Annotated in this window: 20 protein-coding genes and 1 tRNA gene; 15 read left to right on the top strand and 6 right to left on the bottom strand. The window is 61.6% G+C overall.

Translation table 11 applies throughout. From position 1 onward, the window contains the following. Window positions 1–26: 26 nt before the first annotated feature. Both AC0L3O_RS24730 and rpiA read right to left on the bottom strand, forming a co-directional pair. Entirely contained in the window at window positions 27–593 is a 567-nt protein-coding gene (locus tag AC0L3O_RS24730; protein WP_023801849.1) for a DUF2059 domain-containing protein, read from the bottom strand. After that, the gene (gene rpiA, locus AC0L3O_RS24725) at window positions 580–1,308 is read right to left on the bottom strand and encodes a ribose-5-phosphate isomerase RpiA (protein ID WP_473616872.1); all 729 of its coding nucleotides are present in this window, start codon (window positions 1,306–1,308) and stop codon (window positions 580–582) included. Before rpiA ends, AC0L3O_RS24730 begins: the two co-directional genes overlap by 14 nt. A gap of 151 nt (window positions 1,309–1,459) precedes the next feature. Between rpiA and AC0L3O_RS24720 the strand changes: the two genes are divergently transcribed. The 7 genes from AC0L3O_RS24720 (at window position 1,460) to AC0L3O_RS24690 (ending at window position 7,668) form a co-directional block, all read left to right on the top strand. Further along, window positions 1,460–2,143, top strand: a complete 684-nt coding sequence (locus tag AC0L3O_RS24720) for a phosphoglycolate phosphatase (protein WP_419693241.1) — start codon at window positions 1,460–1,462, stop codon at window positions 2,141–2,143. 128 nt (window positions 2,144–2,271) lie between these two features. Further along, window positions 2,272–2,346 (top strand) — tRNA-Val (locus AC0L3O_RS24715). Window positions 2,347–2,791: 445 nt separating this feature from the next. Continuing rightward, entirely contained in the window at window positions 2,792–4,054 is a 1,263-nt protein-coding gene (locus AC0L3O_RS24710) for an ABC transporter substrate-binding protein (RefSeq protein WP_473616870.1), read from the top strand. Window positions 4,055–4,123: 69 nt separating this feature from the next. Then, on the top strand, window positions 4,124–5,191 hold the full coding sequence (locus tag AC0L3O_RS24705; RefSeq protein ID WP_473536553.1) for a carbohydrate ABC transporter permease: 1,068 nt from the start codon (window positions 4,124–4,126) through the stop codon (window positions 5,189–5,191). A 1-nt stretch (window position 5,192) separates the two neighbouring features. Next, window positions 5,193–6,068, top strand: a complete 876-nt coding sequence (locus tag AC0L3O_RS24700; RefSeq protein WP_128172529.1) for a carbohydrate ABC transporter permease — start codon at window positions 5,193–5,195, stop codon at window positions 6,066–6,068. Window positions 6,069–6,196: 128 nt separating this feature from the next. Beyond that, the gene (locus AC0L3O_RS24695) at window positions 6,197–7,282 is read left to right on the top strand and encodes an ABC transporter ATP-binding protein (RefSeq protein ID WP_473616869.1); all 1,086 of its coding nucleotides are present in this window, start codon (window positions 6,197–6,199) and stop codon (window positions 7,280–7,282) included. 128 nt (window positions 7,283–7,410) lie between these two features. Next, window positions 7,411–7,668, top strand: coding sequence for a PepSY domain-containing protein (locus AC0L3O_RS24690; RefSeq protein ID WP_027151749.1), 258 nt, complete (start codon window positions 7,411–7,413; stop codon window positions 7,666–7,668). A 90-nt stretch (window positions 7,669–7,758) separates the two neighbouring features. Here AC0L3O_RS24690 and AC0L3O_RS24685 read toward each other — a convergent pair whose 3' ends face one another. Together AC0L3O_RS24685 and AC0L3O_RS24680 are read right to left on the bottom strand one after the other, a co-directional pair. Then, on the bottom strand, window positions 7,759–9,651 hold the full coding sequence (locus tag AC0L3O_RS24685) for a L,D-transpeptidase family protein (RefSeq protein WP_473616867.1): 1,893 nt from the start codon (window positions 9,649–9,651) through the stop codon (window positions 7,759–7,761). A gap of 332 nt (window positions 9,652–9,983) precedes the next feature. Next, window positions 9,984–10,895, bottom strand: a complete 912-nt coding sequence (locus tag AC0L3O_RS24680) for an alpha/beta hydrolase (RefSeq protein WP_023801858.1) — start codon at window positions 10,893–10,895, stop codon at window positions 9,984–9,986. A gap of 47 nt (window positions 10,896–10,942) precedes the next feature. Here AC0L3O_RS24680 and AC0L3O_RS24675 point away from each other — a divergent pair, with 47 nt between their 5' ends. Then, complete coding sequence (locus AC0L3O_RS24675) at window positions 10,943–11,395, top strand: MarR family winged helix-turn-helix transcriptional regulator (protein ID WP_023801859.1); 453 nt, start codon at window positions 10,943–10,945, stop codon at window positions 11,393–11,395. Window positions 11,396–11,503: 108 nt separating this feature from the next. Here the strand turns inward: AC0L3O_RS24675 and AC0L3O_RS24670 are convergent, their stop codons facing one another. Continuing rightward, window positions 11,504–12,115: a pyridoxamine 5'-phosphate oxidase family protein gene (locus AC0L3O_RS24670; RefSeq protein ID WP_287241934.1), complete on the bottom strand. Its 612-nt coding sequence runs from the start codon at window positions 12,113–12,115 to the stop codon at window positions 11,504–11,506. 223 nt (window positions 12,116–12,338) lie between these two features. Here AC0L3O_RS24670 and AC0L3O_RS24665 point away from each other — a divergent pair, with 223 nt between their 5' ends. Then, the gene (locus AC0L3O_RS24665; RefSeq protein ID WP_287227961.1) at window positions 12,339–12,701 is read left to right on the top strand and encodes a nuclear transport factor 2 family protein; all 363 of its coding nucleotides are present in this window, start codon (window positions 12,339–12,341) and stop codon (window positions 12,699–12,701) included. Window positions 12,702–12,724: 23 nt separating this feature from the next. On the opposite strand, the gene AC0L3O_RS24660 is transcribed toward AC0L3O_RS24665, so the two are convergent. After that, window positions 12,725–13,078, bottom strand: coding sequence for a gamma-butyrobetaine hydroxylase family protein (locus tag AC0L3O_RS24660; protein ID WP_473616908.1), 354 nt, complete (start codon window positions 13,076–13,078; stop codon window positions 12,725–12,727). Window positions 13,079–13,382: 304 nt separating this feature from the next. Between AC0L3O_RS24660 and moaA the strand changes: the two genes are divergently transcribed. The 6 genes from moaA to AC0L3O_RS24630 all read left to right on the top strand — a co-directional run bounded on the left by moaA (window position 13,383) and on the right by AC0L3O_RS24630 (window position 18,671). Next, window positions 13,383–14,378 carry a GTP 3',8-cyclase MoaA gene (gene moaA / locus AC0L3O_RS24655; RefSeq protein ID WP_031256000.1) on the top strand — a complete coding sequence of 332 codons (996 nt, stop codon included), beginning with the start codon at window positions 13,383–13,385 and terminating at the stop codon, window positions 14,376–14,378. A 146-nt stretch (window positions 14,379–14,524) separates the two neighbouring features. After that, window positions 14,525–15,445, top strand: coding sequence for a DMT family transporter (locus tag AC0L3O_RS24650; RefSeq protein ID WP_287241942.1), 921 nt, complete (start codon window positions 14,525–14,527; stop codon window positions 15,443–15,445). A 61-nt stretch (window positions 15,446–15,506) separates the two neighbouring features. Further along, window positions 15,507–16,016 (top strand): molybdopterin-guanine dinucleotide biosynthesis protein B, encoded by a 510-nt coding sequence (mobB, locus tag AC0L3O_RS24645; protein WP_128169521.1) that lies wholly within the window; start codon window positions 15,507–15,509, stop codon window positions 16,014–16,016. 214 nt (window positions 16,017–16,230) lie between these two features. Further along, window positions 16,231–17,013, top strand: coding sequence for an ABC transporter substrate-binding protein (locus AC0L3O_RS24640; RefSeq protein ID WP_023801866.1), 783 nt, complete (start codon window positions 16,231–16,233; stop codon window positions 17,011–17,013). 114 nt (window positions 17,014–17,127) lie between these two features. Next, on the top strand, window positions 17,128–17,841 hold the full coding sequence (locus AC0L3O_RS24635) for an ABC transporter permease (RefSeq protein WP_023801867.1): 714 nt from the start codon (window positions 17,128–17,130) through the stop codon (window positions 17,839–17,841). Next, window positions 17,838–18,671 (top strand): ABC transporter permease, encoded by an 834-nt coding sequence (locus tag AC0L3O_RS24630; protein ID WP_287241947.1) that lies wholly within the window; start codon window positions 17,838–17,840, stop codon window positions 18,669–18,671. Before AC0L3O_RS24635 ends, AC0L3O_RS24630 begins: the two co-directional genes overlap by 4 nt. Window positions 18,672–18,730: the final 59 nt, after the last annotated feature.

Genomic DNA, 18,730 nt, shown 5'->3' with positions numbered 1-18,730 from the left:
CAGCGATGACGCCGCCGGAAACAGGCTCAGTTCTTCGGTGCTTCCGGCTGCGTGCCATCAGCAGGAGCCGCGGCATTTGACGGTGCTGTGGCCTTTGCCGCCGCGGCCAGCGTTTCGCCGACCTGCTGGGCGAGATCGCGAGCGAGGCCGTTCTGCCATATCTCGGCGGCCTTGAGCAGCTCACGCGTCACGGCCTGGCCGCTGTCGAGCAGTTTCTTGCCGGTATCGGAATTGTAGAAAGCGGCGATTTCGGTAAGCTCTTTTTCGGAAAATACCTTGGCATAGGCCAGGGCCGCTTCCTTCTCGAGATCGGCGCGGCGCGAGGCCAGCGCCAGAGCCTTTTCGCTAACCGTTCTGCCGATCAGCTCCTGCATGTCCGGGTTCTTTTGGATAAGCTGCTGCTGAAGCGCGGCGGCGGCCTGCGGCAGGATGTTGTCGAACGGGTCCGTCGCGTCGATCGCCGCGACTGCGGCGCGGGCTGCCTTAAGATGCCCTTCGCTGACGTCCTGCGAGAACGCCGGCGATGAAAACGCAAAGACGGCTGAAGCTGCCAGAATTGCAGAAAAACGGCGAACCCGGTTATGCAACATCATGATCGATAGAACTCCCTGGTTTTCGGGCGGCATGGACGGTTTGGACGCCGTCGCCGGCTATGATGGCCGCTGATGCCAGCCCGATGAAAAGACCATGCTCGACCACGCCCGGAATGGCATGGAGAGCATTCGAAAGCGCTCTTGTATCCGGAATGCGGCCAAAAGATGCATCGAGGATAAAATGGCCGCCGTCTGTAACAAAAGGCTGGCTTCCCGTCATCCTCAATGTGACGGGGCCGGAAAGGCCGAGCCTTCCGGCTGCCGCGGCGACGGCGATTTCCGTGGCACGCAGGCCGAACGGGTTGACCTCGATCGGCAGTGGAAAACGGCCGAGCGTCTCGACCATCTTCGAACGGTCGGCGATGACGATCATGCGGGCGGAAGCCGCCGCCACGATCTTTTCGCGAAGCAGCGCACCGCCGCCGCCCTTGATCAATGTCAGCTCCGGATCGATCTCGTCGGCGCCGTCGATGGTAAGGTCGAGCTCGGGCGTTTCTTCCAGCGTCGACAGTGGCACGCCAAGCTCGCCGCAGAGGATAGCGGTGCGCTCCGAGGTCGGCACGCCGATAATGGTAAGGCCGGTGGCGACCTTTTCGGCGAGCAGCCGCACGAACTCGTCGGCCGTCGAGCCGGTGCCGATGCCAAGCCGCATGCCATCGCTGACATGGGCAAGTGCCGCCCACGCGGCCTCGACCTTCAGTTGCCTCGCATCCATGCTTTGCCCCGGATTTCGCTTGTTTCGGCGCTCCTAGCATCTTTGCCCGTCCGGTCAAAGACTTTGCCCTGTGGATTGACCAGGCACGGCTTGCCTGGATGGGCTGCAGCGGCTATCGCCTGCCGGCAGCGCAATCGTCACAGGACAGGCCATGACCCGACCGATCATCGTGTTCGACCTCGACGGGACGCTGGTCGACACAGCGCCGGACCTGCTCGACAGCCTCAACCACAGCCTTGCCGCCAGCGAACTCGCTGCCGTCGATGAGGCTGGCTTCAAGCGCTTCGTCGGCCATGGCGGCCGGGTGATGATCGAGCGCGCGCACGCCGCGCAGCAGAGATCGCTGGTGGTGGAGGAACACGACCGATTGCTAAAACTGTTCCTCGATCATTACACCGACAACATTCCGGGCAAATCGCGCCCCTACCCCGGCGTCGTCGAGGCGATCGCGCGATTCGAGGCAGCCGGCTATCTCCTGGCCGTCTGCACGAACAAATACGAAGCCAACTCGGTGGCGCTGATCGAGGCGCTCGGCCTGGCGAAGCATTTCGCGGCGATTTGCGGTCAGGACACGTTTACGTTCCGCAAGCCCGACCCGCGCCATCTGACCGAAACCATCGTGCTCGCCGGCGGCGATCCGCACCGCGCGCTGATGGTCGGTGATTCGCAGACCGACATCGATACGGCGAAGGCGGCCGGCATTCCCGTGGTGGCGGTGGATTTCGGCTACACCGACCGCCATGTGCGCGAATTCGAACCGTCGGCGGTGATCTCGCATTTCGATGCGCTGACGCTTGGTCTGGCCGAACGCCTGATTGCCGCTGCCGGGCACTGAGCGCGACGGCGACCGGACCGCTCCCGGCGTGGTTGCATTCGGTGTTCGTCGGAACGCCAGCACATCGCCTTGACTTCCCCGGCCGGCCTCCCTTATATCGCGGCGCGCTTGGCCTTCGGGCAACGAGCGGGCGATTAGCTCAGCGGGAGAGCACACCCTTCACACGGGTGGGGTCGCAGGTTCAATCCCTGCATCGCCCACCAATACCCGCTTCCCGTACAAAGTTACCATCCGCTTCGGAGCCGCCTACGCTTCGAACTTCCGCCTCATCGCCAGGTTTGCCATGACTTGGTCATACGACTCGCCAGGCAGCCGGGGACACATCACAAGGCGCTCGTTACCCTTGGAATCGCTCAAGCTGCACATTGAACGCGGCCGGGAGAAAGTTGACGGACGATAAAATCGTCCTAGGTGAACTGCTATCTCAGTGGCCCGGGAACTGACGAGGGGAAATCGCCGTCGACCTCCTGCTCGATTAGTAAAACTGCGCAATTGCAAATGCGTCCGGCTTCCGCGAACATTGCTGGACCCCATCAAGGGCCCGTAGCGGCCGACCCGAAACTGAGCGCTGGCTTCCCGGCCCGCTGTCCTGGCGGCCTCGCCTTGGATCCAGCCAGCGTCCTTAAAGTCAAAAGGGAGGAATATCAGATGAAACTGACAAAACACCTCACCGGTGTGGTGATCGCGTCGACCTGTCTGTGTGCACCCGCGCTGGCGCAGACCAAGTTGACCATGTGGTATCACGGCGCCGGCAATGAGGTGGAGTCGCGAATCCTCAACCAGATCATTTCCGACTTCAACACCAGCCAGTCCGACTGCACGGTGACCATCGAGAGCTTTCCCGAGAAGAGCTACAACGATTCCGTCGCGGCGGCGGCCCTCGCGGGCAACCTGCCCGACATCCTGGATGTGGACGGGCCGGTCATGCCCAATTGGGCCTGGGCCGCCTATCTGCAGCCGCTGCCGATCGACGAGAGCGAGTTCGCCGACTTCCTGCCCGGCACCAAGGGCGTGTGGGACGGCAAGCTCTATTCGGTCGGTCTGTGGGACGCGGCGGTGGCGCTTTTCGCACGCCAATCCACGCTGGACGCGCTGGGCTTGCGCACCCCGACCCTCGACAAGCCCTGGTCGCGCGAGGAATTCATGGCCGCGCTCGATGCCGCTAAGGCCTCCGGCAAGTATGAATTCGCCCTTGATCTCGGCATGAACGACCAGGCCGAGTGGTACTCCTACGCCTTCTCGCCGTTCCTGCAGAGCTTCGGCGGCGACATCGTCGACCGTTCGACCTACAAGACGGCGGAAGGCGCGCTGAACGGCGAGGCTGCGCAGGCGTTCGGCAAATGGTGGCAAGCGCTGTTTACCGGAGGCTATGCGCCGGGCACCAGCGAGGACCCGGCCGATCAGCAGACCGGTTTCATCGGCGGCAAGTTCGCCTTCCAGTGGAACGGCAACTGGCGCGCGGTGGCAACGATGGAAGCCGTGGATGACGTTGTCTTCCTTCCAGCCCCCGATTTCGGCGCCGGCAACAAGATCGGCGCGGGATCTTGGCAATTCGGCGTGTCGGCCAAGTCAAAACATCCGGAAGGCGCTGCCGAGTTCATCAAGTTCGCCGCGCAGGACAAGTACCTGGCCGCCTTCTCCGACGGCATCGGCCTGATCCCGCCGACGCCGTCGGCGGCGCAGATGACGAAGAACTACAAGGATGGCGGCCCGCTCGCGGTGTTCTTCGACCTTTCCAAAGCACAAGCCCTGGTGCGCCCGGTCACCCCGGGCTACGTGGTCCAGGCCAAGGTCTTCACCAAGGCACTGGCCGATATCGCCAATGGCGCCGACGTGGCCGACACGCTTGACGCGGCGGTCGACGAGATCGACGCCGACATCGAAAGCAATGGTGGCTACGGTCACCGCTAGTTCTGTCGCGCCGGGGTCCTCGCCAGCCGCGGACTCCACCCTCTCTGGCTTGCTGGGCGGATACCGCGGATGGCGTCGAAACTGACCCTGTCGAACCGGGCGGGCTGGACATTCGTCCTGCCGGGCTTCGCACTCATCTTCACATTCATCGTGCTGCCGTTTTTCTTCGCGATCGGGCTGTCATTGACAAATCAGCGGCTGCTGTCACCAAACCCCACCCAGTTCGTCGGGTTGGAAAACTATCGGCAGCTCCTCGGCCTTGCGGTGGTGACCCTCGAGCCAGAGCGCAACGATGCTGGCGAAGTGATCCGAAACGAGGCCGGCGAAATCCAGTATCCCCGCCTGCGCGAGATCACCCGTAGCGACGACTATCCTCAGTATCGCGGCATGCGCGAGTGGTTTCGCTGGCAGTCCGGCGAGAACGTCATGGTCGTCATCGCCAACGACGTTGTGTTCATGAAGGCGCTGGTAAACACCTTCCTGTTCGTTTTGGTCGTGGCGCCGGTACAGGGCAGCCTCGCGCTGATGCTTGCTTTGCTGATCAACCACAAGGTCAGGGGCATCAACCTGTTCCGGACCATCTACTTCATGCCGGTGGTGGTCTCCATCGTCGTGGTCTCGCTCCTCTGGCGGTTCATCTATGACGGCCAGAACGGGCTGTTGAACAGCATCCTCCAGGCCCTCACCTTCGGCCTCTTCCAGCCCGTCGACTGGCTCGGCAATCCCTCGACGGCGCTGTCCGCAGTCATGGCCATGTCGATCTGGCAGGCCGTCGGCTTCCACATGGTCATCTGGCTGGCGGGGTTGCAGACGATCAGCCCCACGCTCTACGAGGCCGCCGCCATCGAGGGGGCTTCGAGATGGCAGACCTTCCGCTATGTCACCTGGCCGGGCCTGCGCAACACCGCCGTGCTTGTCCTTGTCGTGATCACCATGCAGGGCTTCGCGCTTTTCGCCCAGATCGACGTGATGACCAATGGCGGTCCGCTCGACAGCACCCAGACCCTCGTCTTCCAGGCGGTCGAGCGCGGCTACGGCAAGCAGGACATCTCCGGCGGCTCGACCATCTCGGTCATCCTGTTCGCGATCGTGCTGGCGATCTCACTCATCCAGCGCTGGCTGACACGGGAGCGTTAGGATGGCCTTCGATCCCGACAATTACGGCCTCAGGCTGTTCGTCCGCTATCTGGTGCTGTGCCTGATCGCGCTGATCTTCGTCTTTCCGCTCGTGTTCATGATCAACTCGAGCTTCAAGCCGGACAGTCAGCTTCTCGCGGACACTTCCAGCCTGCGTGCATTCCTGCCCGTCGGGGACATCAGCCTCAACAACTATTTCGGTGCGTTTCGGCGGGCGCCTGTCGGCCTGTTCGTCCTAAACTCGGTTCTGGTCACCGGGGTGACCGTCCTTCTCTCGCTGCTGATCTGTTCGCTGGCCGCGTTCTCCTTTGCTTTCCTGCGGTGGAAGGGGCGCGATGTCCTGCTCTCGATCGTCATCGCGACGCTGATCATCCCTTTCGAGACCATCGCTATCCCGCTCCTGCTCCTGGTCTCGAAACTGCCCTGGATTGGGCTTGATGGGCTGCATTGGGGCTGGCTCAATACCTACCGGGTGCAGATCATCCCGTGGATCGCCGACGGACTGACGATCTTCCTGTTCGTGCAGTATTTCAAAGGGCTGCCGGGCGAACTGATTGAAGCAAGCCGGGTGGAGGGCGCGAATTGGTGGCAGGTCTACTATCGCGTCGTCATGCCGCTTTCAGGGCCGGTACTGGCGACTGCCGCCATCCTGAAATTCCTCGTCATGTACAACCAATATCTCTGGCCGCTGATCGTGGTGCAGCAGGAAGGCTATCGCCCGGTCATGGTCGGCCTCGGCTACTTCTTTCAACTCAACGTCGCCTGGGGCGAAGTCATGGCTTATCTCACCCTTATCACCGTCCCGGTGCTGGTCTTCTACCTGTTGCTGCAGCGCGCCTTCATCGCGTCGATCGCCTCGACCGGCGTGAAGGGCTGACTGCATGGCTCTCGCGCTCAAACGCCAGTGGATCTGGGACGGCCGGTCAGCCCCATTCCTCAAGGCCGACCAATCGATCGGAGACCCCGAATTGCCGCACATGAATCAGGAAACGGGAGCCATCGCTCATGGCTGAGGTCTCACTCAAGGGCGTCAAGAAATCCTTCGGTCGCGTCGAAATCATCAAAGGCGTCGATATCCACATCAACGACGGCGAGTTCGTCGTCTTTGTTGGACCGTCGGGCTGCGGGAAGTCCACCTTGCTGCGCATGATCGCCGGACTCGAGGACATAACCGAAGGCACCCTCGAGATCGGAGGCCGGGTGGTCAACCAGCTGCAGCCCAAGCAACGCGGTGTTGCGATGGTGTTCCAGAGCTATGCCATCTTTCCGCACATGACCGTGCGCGAGAATATCGCGTTGGGCCTTACGATCGCGGGCGCTTCCAGGCAGGAAAAGCAGCAGAAGGTGGCCGAGGCCGCACGCATCCTGCAAATGGAACATTTGCTCGACCGCCGGCCAAGTCAGCTTTCGGGCGGCCAGCGCCAGCGCGTCGCCATCGGGCGCGCAATCACCCGGAAACCGGCCGTATTCCTGTTTGACGAGCCGCTCTCCAACCTCGACGCCGCACTGCGCATGGACATGCGCATGGAAATCGGCCGGCTGCGCAGGCAACTGGGCACAACGATGATCTATGTCACCCACGACCAGGTCGAGGCGATGACGCTGGCTGACAGGATCGTCGTGCTGAAGGACGGTCAAGTCATGCAGATCGGAGCGCCGATGGAGCTCTATCACGAGCCGGCCAACAGGTTCGTAGCCGGCTTTCTGGGAGCCCCGTCGATGAATTTCCTGAACGTCGACGTCCTCGCCCTCGATGGCGAAGCGGCAATGGTTGGCAACCAATCCCTGGAGCCGATCAGGGTAGCGACCAGAAGGCGCGCCTTCCGGAAAGACGGCAAGGCCATCCTGGGTGTCCGTCCGCAGTACCTGCGGCCGGTGCAATCTGGAAAAGGCTTGCTGCATGGCATCGTGGCACATGCCGAGCGATTGGGCAGCGAGACGGTCGTCGACCTGACCCTTCGCGATAACAGCGAACTCATTGCGGCCTTCAATGAAGACAAGGTCTTTGAACCGGGTGACGCTCTGGAGCTCACGTTCGACACGGCCTTGGCCCACCTCTTCCCCGACGAAGGTGAGTTGCAGACGCATTAGCATGAGCAACGACAACAAGATGCGTCTGCCAATTTCGCGGGTGTCCGTTCCGGAACCCGAAACAAACCTGCCCGGAACAAACCTGCATGGCCGCGAGTTTCTACTTTTGCGAGAAGTGAGGGAAAGCCATGTTCAGACTTGTTTTGGCGACAGGCGTCGTAGTTCTCTTTTTCGGTGAACCGGCCCTTGCCGCAGACGGAAGTCCGTTGCCGCCGCAGAATGCCAGGAAACTGTCGGAAATAATCGCCAAGGTCGAGCAGCGCGACGACTTCCGCTACGTCGACGAGGTCGCCTGGGACAGCGGTGCCTACACCGTTACTTATTACACGACCGACAAGGCGAAGGTCGAAATCACCTACGATCCGGTAACAGCCGAGCCCAAATAGATCGCCACTCCAGGCAATAGGTGCCCAGGTCGGCGACACTGATGGCGGCGCGGCCGGGTCGGGCGCCCGCTCTCCCCCGCGTTAGCGTCCTCAGATCGCCGGCGAGCGCACTGCTTGCGTGCTGTCGAGCGCCTGCTGCAGCCGCGTGTCGCGGTCGTAGACGTCGCTGAAATATTCGACTTTGCCGGACATATCAGGCCAGGCGGTGAAATAGGCGACATAGACCGGGATCCTGCGCGCTACCTTCTCCGTCGCATGTCCGTGCTTCAGCTTCTCCGCGATGTCATCGACCGAGGTGCCGAGCACGGCCGCCGCCATGCCGCGCGGATCCTGCAGGCGAACGCAGCCATGGCTGAGCGCGCGCATGTCACGCTCGAAAAACGTCTTTTGCGGCGTGTCGTGCATGTAGATGGCGTGCTTGTTGGGGAACAGGATCTTCAGTTCGCCCAGCGCATTGGCCTCGCTCGGCAGCTGGCGCACGCCATAAGGTATCTTCGCGCCATAGGCGCCCCAATTGACCGAGGAGGAGGGAATGCGTTTGCCGCGCGCGTTGACCACTTCGTAGCCTGCGCGGTCGAGATAGCCGGGATCCCTGCGCAGCCGGGGCAGCATCTCGTTGACGAGGATCGACTGCGGCACGCCCCAATAGGGGTGGAAGTCGACCTGCTCGAGCTGATCGTAGAAGAAGGAAGTCTGGTTGGTGGTCTTGCCGATGACGACGCGGGTCTTCAGCTTCTCCTCGCCATTCTCGATGTAGCTCGCGGTAAAGGCCGGCTGGTTGATGAAGACACGCGGGCTGCCGAGATCGGATGGCAGCCAGCGCAACTCTTCCAGCGCGACATGCACCTTTTGAATCTTGTCGGCCTTGGACGTCCCGACCAGCGCCGCGACGGTGCGCGGACCGATGACGCCGTCGCCCTTCATGCCAGCCTTTTTCTGCACCGCCTTGATGACCGGCACCAGTTCCGGGGCATAGACCTCGCTGGTGGCGAGCCTGGCCAATATCTCGCCATAGGCGCCGCCCGTCTCGTCGTCGAGATTGCGCGCTATCTTCGTCAGAAGCTTCGGTAGTTCGGGGCTGGTCTCCCCCGGCTTCAGCAACAGCTTGGGATCGACGACGATCTCGTCGTCGGCGCTGGCCTGGAGTGATTCCAGTTCGACGCGCAGCGCCTGATATTCGGCGTTCTGCGGATGCCGCGATTCGAGATAGGTGCGCACTTGCTGGGTGCGTGTCAGCGTTTTCAGCACGCCTTCCATGTCGAGCGGCTTGACCGGGAAATCATAGTAGCCGGTGATGCGATTGGGATCGACGCGGCCGCTTTGCGCGTCGTGGACATAGCGCAAGACGCGCGCTGACAGCGCCATCTCGAAGCGGACAAGTTCCTTCAACCGCGCATCGGCGCTGCCGGTCGATGCGCCGGCGGCAGGCACTTCAACCGTATAGTCGGCCGGCGTGAGGCCATAGCTCGTCGTCTCGCCAAGCACCCGCACCGCATCTTGCGCGCGGCTGTTGGCATTGGCTCCCGTCACCCAGATGAAATCCGGATTGGCCGCGTAATAGGCGACGAGCGCCTTGGCGATGTCTTTCTCGGCGTAGAGCTCGTAATCGTTCAGTCCGGCAATCGCTTCGCGGAAGGCCGCGCCGGTGGCGGAAGAAGGCTGGAATGCGGCGTCTTGTGGCATTGCCGGCTCCGGCGCTGCCGTCAGCGTCGAGAAGTCGACGCGCACGAGCGGATCGCTCTTGTAGGTGTAATAGGACGGGCCGCGGATCCGAGAGGCAGCGGGCGCTGCTGCATATGGCTTGTATTTCGGCCTCTGCCTTGATGGCGGCAGGGGGAAATCAGCTCGCGGCGAATGCCTGACACCACCGCCGAAGAGCCTCTCGAAAAACCCTTGCGCGTCTGCCTGCGGCACGCCGAAGGCCAGCATTGCCGCGACCGCCGCAAGCGGCATCACGGTTGCTTTGTTTCCGAGGAATTTCATGGGATCACCCGCTCCGGCTGCAACCGGCTCCGTTCCGCATCGCTTGACGGTCTCGCCCACCGCATCATGGATGTAGGGCGCGACTACACCGATTCATACTGATTTCGTTAAGCTTTCATAAATTTCAGGAGGTCTGTTGCAGAACAGTTTCACAACGGTGGCAACCGAAGCGAATTGGGTCCGCTCCGGTTCCAGCAAATAGCGCTCAGGTCGGGCGATGGCGCCGCGGCGATGGGAGCCAGCTCAACCAGCCTCTAAGCAGCATTCGGCTGCAAGGAAGCGCTCTTCCTCGAAGCGGTCGATCTCTACACGCAGGTCGAAGCCGTCGCTGTTTAATGCAGCGATACCGGCTCCCGGTGTTCGGCAACGAAGCCGACCGCACGCTCGACCACGCCCTTGTCGGCGAGGATGCGGCGGTGGCCGAGCCCGTCGGCCCAGTAAAGCCGCACATGGTCGCCGGCGCCGGCATAGAGCCTTGCATGGTCGGCGGACACTTCGCGGTCGTCCGGCGCATGGATGACCAGCGTTGGCACCGGCGTGCCGGCAAGCTGGCGGTCGCCGGTGAATTCGTGCAGCGGCCGGCCGGCGATGCGTTCGACCCGGTCGGCCATGGCGGCCTGCGAGCGTGGGCCGACACTGAGCATGCGGCTGAAATCGTTGAAGATCTCCGGCAGCGAGCTCGGTGCCGCGATCAGCACCAGCCGCTCGGCCGCCAGCGGCGGAACGTCCTTGACCGAACCGACGACGGCATTGGCGGCGACGGCACCGCCGAAGGAATGGCCGACGACCGCCACGAACGGGCCGAACCATTCGCCAGCGAGTCGGGCGGCCTCTACAGCGCTGACCAATGTGAGCCGGCGGCCCTGCGACTGGCCGTGGCCCGGCAGGTCGAGCGAGACAACTTTGTAGCCGGCGTCTCGATAGGCTTCGATCAGCGTGCGCATATATTCGGTGCGCGAACGCCAGCCATGGATGACGAGCACCGTGCCGGCGGCCCGCCTGCCCGGCTCTGGCCTGAATTCATGCACCATGACGCAGCCGTTTTTGGTCTTCAGCCGATGATGGCGCGCCTCGGCCATGAAGCCGGCGGCGCGGTCGACGGCGCGCCGCTCGCCGTCGCTGAGGATTTTGGCGTTCGGCGTGCGGCAGAACAGTTCGAATGCCGCGCGACCGGTCAGGCGGGGAGCCACATGTTCGGCGGCGGCAAACACGCCCCGGATGACCTTCAATCCAAATGATGCCATAGTGGCGATCCATCCATTCGTTCAAGCATGAACATAATAGTTCAAACATGAACATTAAACAAGAGCTGCCCTGGGACAACCCGCGTTTTCGCAACTGGGTCGCGGTGGCGCGCGCCTGCCATGCGCTGGAACGCACGCTGGCAGTGAAGCTCGCGCCGCTGGACCTGAAGCCGGCGCAGCTCGACGTGCTGATGAACCTTTACCGCCATCCCGGCATGTCGCAGCACGATCTCGCCCGCCGGCTGCTGGTCGGCCGTTCCAACATCACCATGCTTTTGCCGCAACTCGAGACACGCGGCCTGCTGCGCCGCGAAGGCGATCAGAAGGACAAGCGCGTGCTGCGCCTGACCCTGACCGAAGCCGGCACGGAACTGCTGATGCAGGCGCTGAAGGTCCACATGGCGCTGATCGAGAAAGCGATGAGCCAGTCGACGCCGGAGCAATGCGACATGATCGGCGAGCAGATGCAAAAGATTGCCGACGTGCTCAAGGAAGCATGACTGGAGCATCGGACCCAAAAGCCCGCCCTCGAGCCCGCCCCGGGGTGGATATCGGTTTTGGGAAAATCCGATGCTCAAACAAAGGATGGCGCTCGCGGAGCGACCCGCTCACCACATCGACTTTTTCGCGCGCTCCGGCCATTCCCTGTCGTAAGCCTCGCCGTCGATGCCTTTCCGGCTGGTTATTTCCAGGATTTTTCCGGGTGTCGGCAGCGACTTCGGGTCGACATGCCTCGCCGGGTTCCACAGTTCCGATCGGACAATGGCGCGGGCGCACTGGAAATAGACCGAATCGACATGGATGACCGTGACCGAACGCGCCGGTCGGCCGTCGACGCTGAACGAGGCGCACAGCGCCGCATCCGTGGTGATGTGGGCGCGGCCGTTGACGCGCAGCGTCGTGCCGCAGCCTGGGACCAGGAACAACAGGCCGACGCGCGGATCGCGAATGATGTTTTTTAGCGAATCGGCACGGTTGTTGCCGCGCCGGTCCGGCATCATCAGGGTTTTCGGATCATGGATGCGGACGAAGCCGGCGAGATCGCCGCGCGGCGAGCAATCCAGGCCTTCCGGCCCGCTGGTCGCGAGCGCGGCAAAAGCCGAGGCCTCGATGAAGGCGGCGTATTCGGGGATCACATGGTCGAGTTCCTTGACCATCGAGGTCTCGCCGGGCAGGCCATAGAGCGCTTCGAGCTGCTCGACCGTGGTGATGACGGACATGTTTTCGCCTCCGAGTATCCGCAGCCGCTACTCCAATTCCGTGACGTCTTGACGACACGTGCTGCACCTCATTTCGACCGTCTGGAAACGGGTGTCGATCCCCCAATATTAAGGGGTAAGCCACGTTGATAGCACGATCCTGAAACGGAGACGGAAAATGGATAAACCCTTCGATCGGCGACGTACCGCCTTGGAACTTCTCGAAAATATGTTCGAGGCTGAGATGCGCTTCCTGCAATCAGGGTCGGAGAGCCTCGATATCCTTGCCAGCGCGTTTCACGCGGAAGTTGTCGTGCATGAGCCGCAGTCCCTGCCCTATGCCGGCGACTGGAATGGCCTCGACGGCGTTGGCGCCCTTTTTCGCAAGATGCGGGAAATCTGGAGCGACGTGACCGTGGAAAGCCTTCAGGCCGCCCAAAACGATGACATGGTATTCATGAGCTGCACACTTGCGCTGACATCGCGGGCCAATGGTGCAACCATCAAACAGCCATTTGCCGAAGTCTTGCGCTTCAAGGATGACCGGCTGATCGAAGGCACGCCGTTTTATTACGACACCAGCGAAATACTGGCGATCCTGCGTTGACCGGAGCGTCCCGCCCGAACCATTCAACGATCGCGGCTTAGCCCCTTCTCTTCCAGCTCGGCGAGATAGGCGGCCCAGCGTGCGTCCTTCTCATGACCCAGCGTATGCAGGTAATTCCAGGTGAAGATGCCGGTATCGTGGAAATCGTCGAAGGTGATGCGGACGGCATAGTTGCCGACCGGTTCGATCTTCAGGAACGCAACGTTGCGCTTGCCGGGAACGGTCACGCGCTGTTCGGGCGAATGGCCCTGCACTTCGGCCGATGGCGAGGCAACCCGCAGCAGCTCCGCCGGCAGCTCGAACGGCTGATGGCCAGGGAACGTTACGGTAAGCAGCCTGCGGTCCTTCGAGACCCTGAGTTCCTTCGGCGCCGTCATGGTGATAGGTTCCACATCATCTGTCCTTTCCCTACGCCGCTTCGCGCAGCGGGAAAAGGCCGCTTCGAAACTTCCGACACGATCTGTCGGCGGTGTGATGTTGCCTAATGCATGTCGCGCAAAATTGTGCAGCGGTTTTTGCGATAACGAGATGCATAAAACAACAACCTAAAGCACGTCGTATGAGGCCGGTCGAACGCGACGCGCTTTAGGAATCGGAACTTCTTGACTTGAATGGTTGGTTGGATCGTATCACATAGCCATATATAACGAAGCCGTTCGCAGCCACGGGAAACGCACCAGCATGGACATGATCGATCCTTTTGGTCGCACGATCAGCTATCTGCGCGTTTCGGTCACCGACCGCTGCGACTTCCGCTGCACCTATTGCATGGCCGAGGACATGGCTTTCCTTCCCAAGAAGGATTTGCTGTCGCTGGAAGAGCTCGACCGGCTATGCACGGTTTTCATTGAAAAGGGAGTCAGGAAACTGCGTCTTACCGGCGGCGAGCCGCTGGTGCGCAAGAACATCATGCATCTGGTGCGTCAGATTTCGCGTCATCTCGAAAGCGGCGCTCTGGAAGAACTGACGCTGACCACCAACGGCTCGCAGCTTTCGCGCTTTGCCGCTGAACTCGCCGATTGCGGGGTCAAGCGCATCAACGTCTCGCTGGACACGCTGGACCCGGAAAGATTCCGCCAGATTACCCGCTGGGGCAATCTCGACAAGGTCATGGACGGCATCGACGCCGCGCAGGCAGCGGGGCTGAAGGTGAAGCTCAATGCGGTGGCGCTGAAGGATTTCAACGACGCCGAGCTGCCCGAGATGCTGCGTTGGGCGCACGGCCGCGGCATGGAGTTGACGGTCATCGAAACCATGCCGATGGGCGAGATCGACGCCGACCGCACCGACCAGTATCTGCCGCTGTCGCTGCTGCGCGCAGCACTCGAGCGGCAGTTCACGCTGACCGACATCCCCTACAAGACCGGTGGCCCGGCCCGCTACGTCCACGTCGCCGAGACCGGTGGCAGGCTCGGCTTCATCACGCCGATGACGCATAATTTCTGCGAAAGCTGCAACCGCGTCCGGCTGACCTGCACCGGCACGCTCTATATGTGCCTCGGCCAGGAAGATGCCGCCGACCTGCGCGCACCGTTGCGTGCATCCGAAGGCAACGAACTGGTCGCCGACGCCATCGACGAAGCCATTGGCCGCAAGCCGAAGGGCCATGATTTCATCATCGACCGCCGCACCAACCGTCCGTCGGTATCGCGGCACATGAGCGTGACCGGCGGCTGATCTTCCTGGTCGCACCGCCGAAATAAATCCTGCCGCTCTTGCGAGGAGGTTGTAACGAGCCTCCGAGGCCGTGGACCAGCCCTTTGACGTTGCTGTCTTGCCGCCGGCTGGTAGAGGCTTGATGCAGGACCACAGTGGTAACGCCTTTGCTTTTTTCCCCAAATCTTCGCGGTGCACTGTTCATGGTGGTGGCGATGAGTGGTTTCACCCTCAACGACGCGATCACCAAAGTCGCGTCGGAATCCATGAACATGGCGCAGGTCATGCTGATCCGCGGCGCCTTCGCTTCGCTTTTCGTAGGCCTGCTTGCCTGGCAACGCGGTGCGCTTGCCCTGCCCGGCTCGATGCTGCAGCCGATGGTGGCGATACGCGTGATCGGCGAAGCCGGCGCTACCGCGTCGTTTCTCATCGCCCTTGCCCATCTGCCGATTGCCAATGTCTCGGCCGTGCTGCAGGCGCTGCCGCTGGCGGTGACGATGGGCGCAGCACTTGTGTTCAAGGAAGGCGTCGGCTGGCGGCGCTGGCTGGCCATCGCCATCGGCTTTGCCGGCGTGCTGATCATCGTGCGGCCCGGCTTCGAGGGGTTCAGCATCTATTCGCTGCTGGCACTGGCCTGTGTCGCCTGTTGTGCGGTGCGTGACCTCGCCACCAAGCGGATACCGCAAGCCATTCCGACATTGCTGGTGTCGACCACCACGGCAGTCGCCATGACCGTGCTCGGCGCGGCGCTGCTTTTGCCGATGGGCGGATGGACACCGATGACGGGGGAAAGCACGGCGTTCCTGGCATTGGCGGCAGTGCTCGTGGTCATCGGTTACCAGTTCATCATCATGGCGATGCGGGTGGGCGACATCTCGTTCATCGCGCCGTTCCGCTACACGGCCCTGCTCTGGTCGATCCTGCTTGGCCTGTTCATCTTCGGCGACGTTCCTGACCTGCCGATGATCCTCGGCGCCAGCATCATCGTCTGCTCCGGCCTCTACGCACTTTACCGCGAACGGATCGTCGGCCGGCGCAAGACAGCCGCCGAAAGCGCTGGACCTGATATGGCGCCGGACGGCATATAGGCTTGCCATTCGCCACGAGTGACCTTGTCCGTGTCGAGGGTCTGTTGCAGAGCATGAAGCCATGATGAGACGCGTCTTCGGTATCACCGGCTGGAAGAATTCCGGCAAGACGACACTGACCGAAAAGCTGGTCGCCGAACTCGTCCGGCGTGGCTGGAAAGTCTCGACGGTAAAACACGCCCATCATGCCTTCGACATCGACAAACCGGGGGCGGACAGTTTTCGCCATAGGCAGGCCGGGGCCACTGAAGTCGCCATCGTGTCGGACAGGCGCTGGGCGCTGATGCACGAATTACGCAGCGAGGACGAGCCGACGCTCGATGCGATCCTGTCGCGGCTCGGCACCGCCGACATCGTGCTGGTCGAAGGCTACAAGCGCGAGGCGCACAGCAAGATCGAGACGCGGCGGCTGGAGGCCAAGGACCAGGCACCGCTTTCGGCAAATGATCCGCACATCGTCGCCATCGCCGCCGACTTCACCATAGCCGACGAAAGCCTGCCCGTCTTCGATCTCGACGACACCAGATCGATAGCCGACTTCATCGAGCGCGCGACAGGTTTGGCGCGCTGAGGGTACTGCCGAAGAAGGATCAGCCGCCCCCTGTCTTCCCGTTGCTATACCTGCCGCAACGTCAGCATTGTCCGGCAATGCGAAACCCGCAAGCAACGGTTTTACAGTTGCTTTTTCTTGGGAAAGAATGGGAGTATCGCGCCAGCGGGCGGTCAACAGAACCGCCCACAGAGCCGTTTAGAACGACGGCCGGGGACATACAGAGAGGACTATCATGCGTACTGCACTGCGTATAGCGCTCGCCGCATCGGCGGCGCTGCTGACATTGGGCGTTGCCCAGGCTCAAGAGAAAACCTTGAGGATCGGCTCGGAGGGAGCCTATCCGCCGTTCAACAACCTGACCGCTGATGGCCAGCTCGTGGGCTTCGACATCGATATCGCCAAGGCGCTTTGCGAGGAGATGAAGGTGACGTGCACTTTCGTCGCGCAGGATTGGGACGGCATCATCCCGGCGCTTCAGGCCGGCAAGTTCGACGCCATCGTCGCCTCGATGTCGATTACGCCGGAGCGTGCCGAGAAGGTCGACTTCACCAACAAATACTACAACACGCCGCCGGCCATCGCCGCGCCCAAGGACAGCGATATCAAAGGCGTGACCAAAGAGGACCTGGCCGGCAAGACGATCGGCGTGCAGGCGTCCACCACCCACTTCAATTATTCAACCAAGACTTATGCCGACAGCACAATCAAGCCGTACCCGACCGCGCAGGAATACCAGCTCGATCTCGCCAATGGCCGCGTCGATGCGGTCAACGACGACATCACTGTCATCGAAGGCTGGCTTGCCACGCCGGACGGCGCCTGCTGCAAGCTGATCGGCGCGATCACGCCCGACATCGAGATCCATGGTCCGGGCGCCGGCATCGCGGTACGCAAGGGCGATACCGCGTTGGTCAATCAGTTCAATAAGGCGATCGACGCCATCCGCGCCAACGGAAAGTACAAGGAAATCAACGACAAGTACTTCAAGTACGACGTCTACGGCGGCGAGTCCTGATCCTTCCGGGTTGACGGCGAACGGCGGGACATCCCCGCCGTTTGCGCAAGGCGCGGCGCGCCAGGGGCTGACGCCGCGCTCTCAAAAAAAGCATAGAGGAGAACAGGCAGGCGGATGCAAAGCGTTTGGACGCTGCTCAGTTGGGGACCCGAAGGCTGGCTCGACGACATCGCCTATGGTGTCTTCATCACCGTTTTGCTTGCAGCCGCGACCCTGCCTGTCGGTCTGATGATCGGCTTTCTGGTCGCACTGGCCAAGCAATCCAACGAACCGTCGCTGCGGCTGGCCGGCAATATCTACACCACGATCTTTCGTGGATTGCCTGAGCTGCTGACCCTGTTCATGATCTTTTACGGCGCGCAAATCGGCATCCAGCAATTGATGCGCCTGTATGACCCGACCGCCGCGGTCGAAGTGAATGCTTTTGTTTCCGGCATGATCGCGCTCGGCGTCGTCTTCTCATCCTACGCCAGCGAGGTCTTCCTCTCGGCATTCCGCGCCATCCCGAAGGGACAGTATGAGGGCGGCTATTCGGTTGGCCTGTCGGGCGGGCAGACGATGCGACTGGTGGTGCTGCCGCAGCTTATCCGCATCGCCCTGCCGGGTCTTGCCAATCTGTGGCTTATCTTGCTCAAGGACACTGCGTTAGTTTCGGCGATTGGCCTTGCCGATATTCTGCGGCAGACCGGTGTTGCTGCCCGCGTGACCAAGCACGCCTTCCTTTTCTATGGATTTGCGGCCCTTATCTATCTGCTCCTCGCCATCATATCGTCTTTCGGCATCAATGCCATTGAACGCAGGGTTGGCCGACAACAGGTGCAACGATGAGTGCGGCAGCGGCCGACGTGGCGACCAAGGTCGAAAAACCGCCGGCAATCCCGCGCGGCTGGTCCCGGCAACGTGTATTGGGATATGCGTTGGTCGGTCTCTGGATCGTGCTCGGCATCGGCATGATTGTATACTTGGTCGAGGCTTGGAATTCCGAACTCTTCCAAAAATACGCCCCGGGCTACATCTCTGGCCTGGGAGTGACCCTCACGCTTGTCGCTGTGTCGATCGTATTGGGAGCCGTTCTTTCAGTTCCTGTCGCGTACGCGCGGATGTCCAGGAACCGGACCCTGTCCAGCTTTGCCTACGCTTACGTCTACTTCTTCCGCGGCACTCCGCTTTTGACCCAAGTCTTTCTTATCTACTATGGAGTGGGTTCGTTTCGACCGGCACTTGAAGCTGTCGGCCTGTGGGGCTTTTTTCGCGAAGCTTGGTACTGCGCCATTTTCTCGTTCACACTCAATACAGCAGCCTATCAGGCTGAGATCCTGCGCGGCGCAATCGAGAGCGTGCCCAGGGGCCAGTGGGAAGGCGCTGCCTCGCTTGGCCTGCACAAATTGCAAACACTGCGCAAGATCATCCTGCCACAGGCATTGATCGTGGCGCTGCGCCCCTACGGCAACGAGATCATCCTAATGATCAAGGGCTCGGCCATCGTAGCCCTCATCACCGTCTATGATCTGATGGGCATCACGAAGCTTACCTATTCGCGGACTTTCGACTTCCAGTCCTATGTCTGGGCGGCGATCATCTATCTGATCATTGTCGAAACGCTGCGCCACGTAGTCGAATGGATCGAACGGCGCATTACGATCCATCTGCAACGCTGACTCCCATCGCTTTGCCTGATCCGCTAAGAAGGCCGGAAAACAGGATTGAAGGGATTCGA

It is taken from the genome of Mesorhizobium sp. WSM4810, assembly GCF_055811235.1.
This window is presented reverse-complemented; position numbering and strand designations above follow the sequence as displayed.

Bases quoted from the DNA above. Each gene is read 5' to 3' on its own strand.
- AC0L3O_RS24730 (WP_023801849.1), bottom strand. From the start codon at position 593: ATGATGTTGCATAACCGGGTTCGCCGTTTTTCTGCAATTCTGGCAGCT.
- rpiA (WP_473616872.1), bottom strand. From the start codon at position 1,308: ATGGATGCGAGGCAACTGAAGGTCGAGGCCGCGTGGGCGGCACTTGCC.
- AC0L3O_RS24720 (WP_419693241.1), top strand. From the start codon at position 1,460: ATGACCCGACCGATCATCGTGTTCGACCTCGACGGGACGCTGGTCGAC.
- AC0L3O_RS24710 (WP_473616870.1), top strand. From the start codon at position 2,792: ATGAAACTGACAAAACACCTCACCGGTGTGGTGATCGCGTCGACCTGT.
- AC0L3O_RS24705 (WP_473536553.1), top strand. From the start codon at position 4,124: ATGGCGTCGAAACTGACCCTGTCGAACCGGGCGGGCTGGACATTCGTC.
- AC0L3O_RS24700 (WP_128172529.1), top strand. From the start codon at position 5,193: ATGGCCTTCGATCCCGACAATTACGGCCTCAGGCTGTTCGTCCGCTAT.
- AC0L3O_RS24695 (WP_473616869.1), top strand. From the start codon at position 6,197: ATGGCTGAGGTCTCACTCAAGGGCGTCAAGAAATCCTTCGGTCGCGTC.
- AC0L3O_RS24690 (WP_027151749.1), top strand. From the start codon at position 7,411: ATGTTCAGACTTGTTTTGGCGACAGGCGTCGTAGTTCTCTTTTTCGGT.
- AC0L3O_RS24685 (WP_473616867.1), bottom strand. From the start codon at position 9,651: ATGAAATTCCTCGGAAACAAAGCAACCGTGATGCCGCTTGCGGCGGTC.
- AC0L3O_RS24680 (WP_023801858.1), bottom strand. From the start codon at position 10,895: ATGGCATCATTTGGATTGAAGGTCATCCGGGGCGTGTTTGCCGCCGCC.
- AC0L3O_RS24675 (WP_023801859.1), top strand. From the start codon at position 10,943: ATGAACATTAAACAAGAGCTGCCCTGGGACAACCCGCGTTTTCGCAAC.
- AC0L3O_RS24670 (WP_287241934.1), bottom strand. From the start codon at position 12,115: ATGTCCGTCATCACCACGGTCGAGCAGCTCGAAGCGCTCTATGGCCTG.
- AC0L3O_RS24665 (WP_287227961.1), top strand. From the start codon at position 12,339: ATGCGCTTCCTGCAATCAGGGTCGGAGAGCCTCGATATCCTTGCCAGC.
- AC0L3O_RS24660 (WP_473616908.1), bottom strand. From the start codon at position 13,078: ATGACGGCGCCGAAGGAACTCAGGGTCTCGAAGGACCGCAGGCTGCTT.
- moaA (WP_031256000.1), top strand. From the start codon at position 13,383: ATGGACATGATCGATCCTTTTGGTCGCACGATCAGCTATCTGCGCGTT.
- mobB (WP_128169521.1), top strand. From the start codon at position 15,507: ATGATGAGACGCGTCTTCGGTATCACCGGCTGGAAGAATTCCGGCAAG.
- AC0L3O_RS24640 (WP_023801866.1), top strand. From the start codon at position 16,231: ATGCGTACTGCACTGCGTATAGCGCTCGCCGCATCGGCGGCGCTGCTG.
- AC0L3O_RS24635 (WP_023801867.1), top strand. From the start codon at position 17,128: ATGCAAAGCGTTTGGACGCTGCTCAGTTGGGGACCCGAAGGCTGGCTC.
- AC0L3O_RS24630 (WP_287241947.1), top strand. From the start codon at position 17,838: ATGAGTGCGGCAGCGGCCGACGTGGCGACCAAGGTCGAAAAACCGCCG.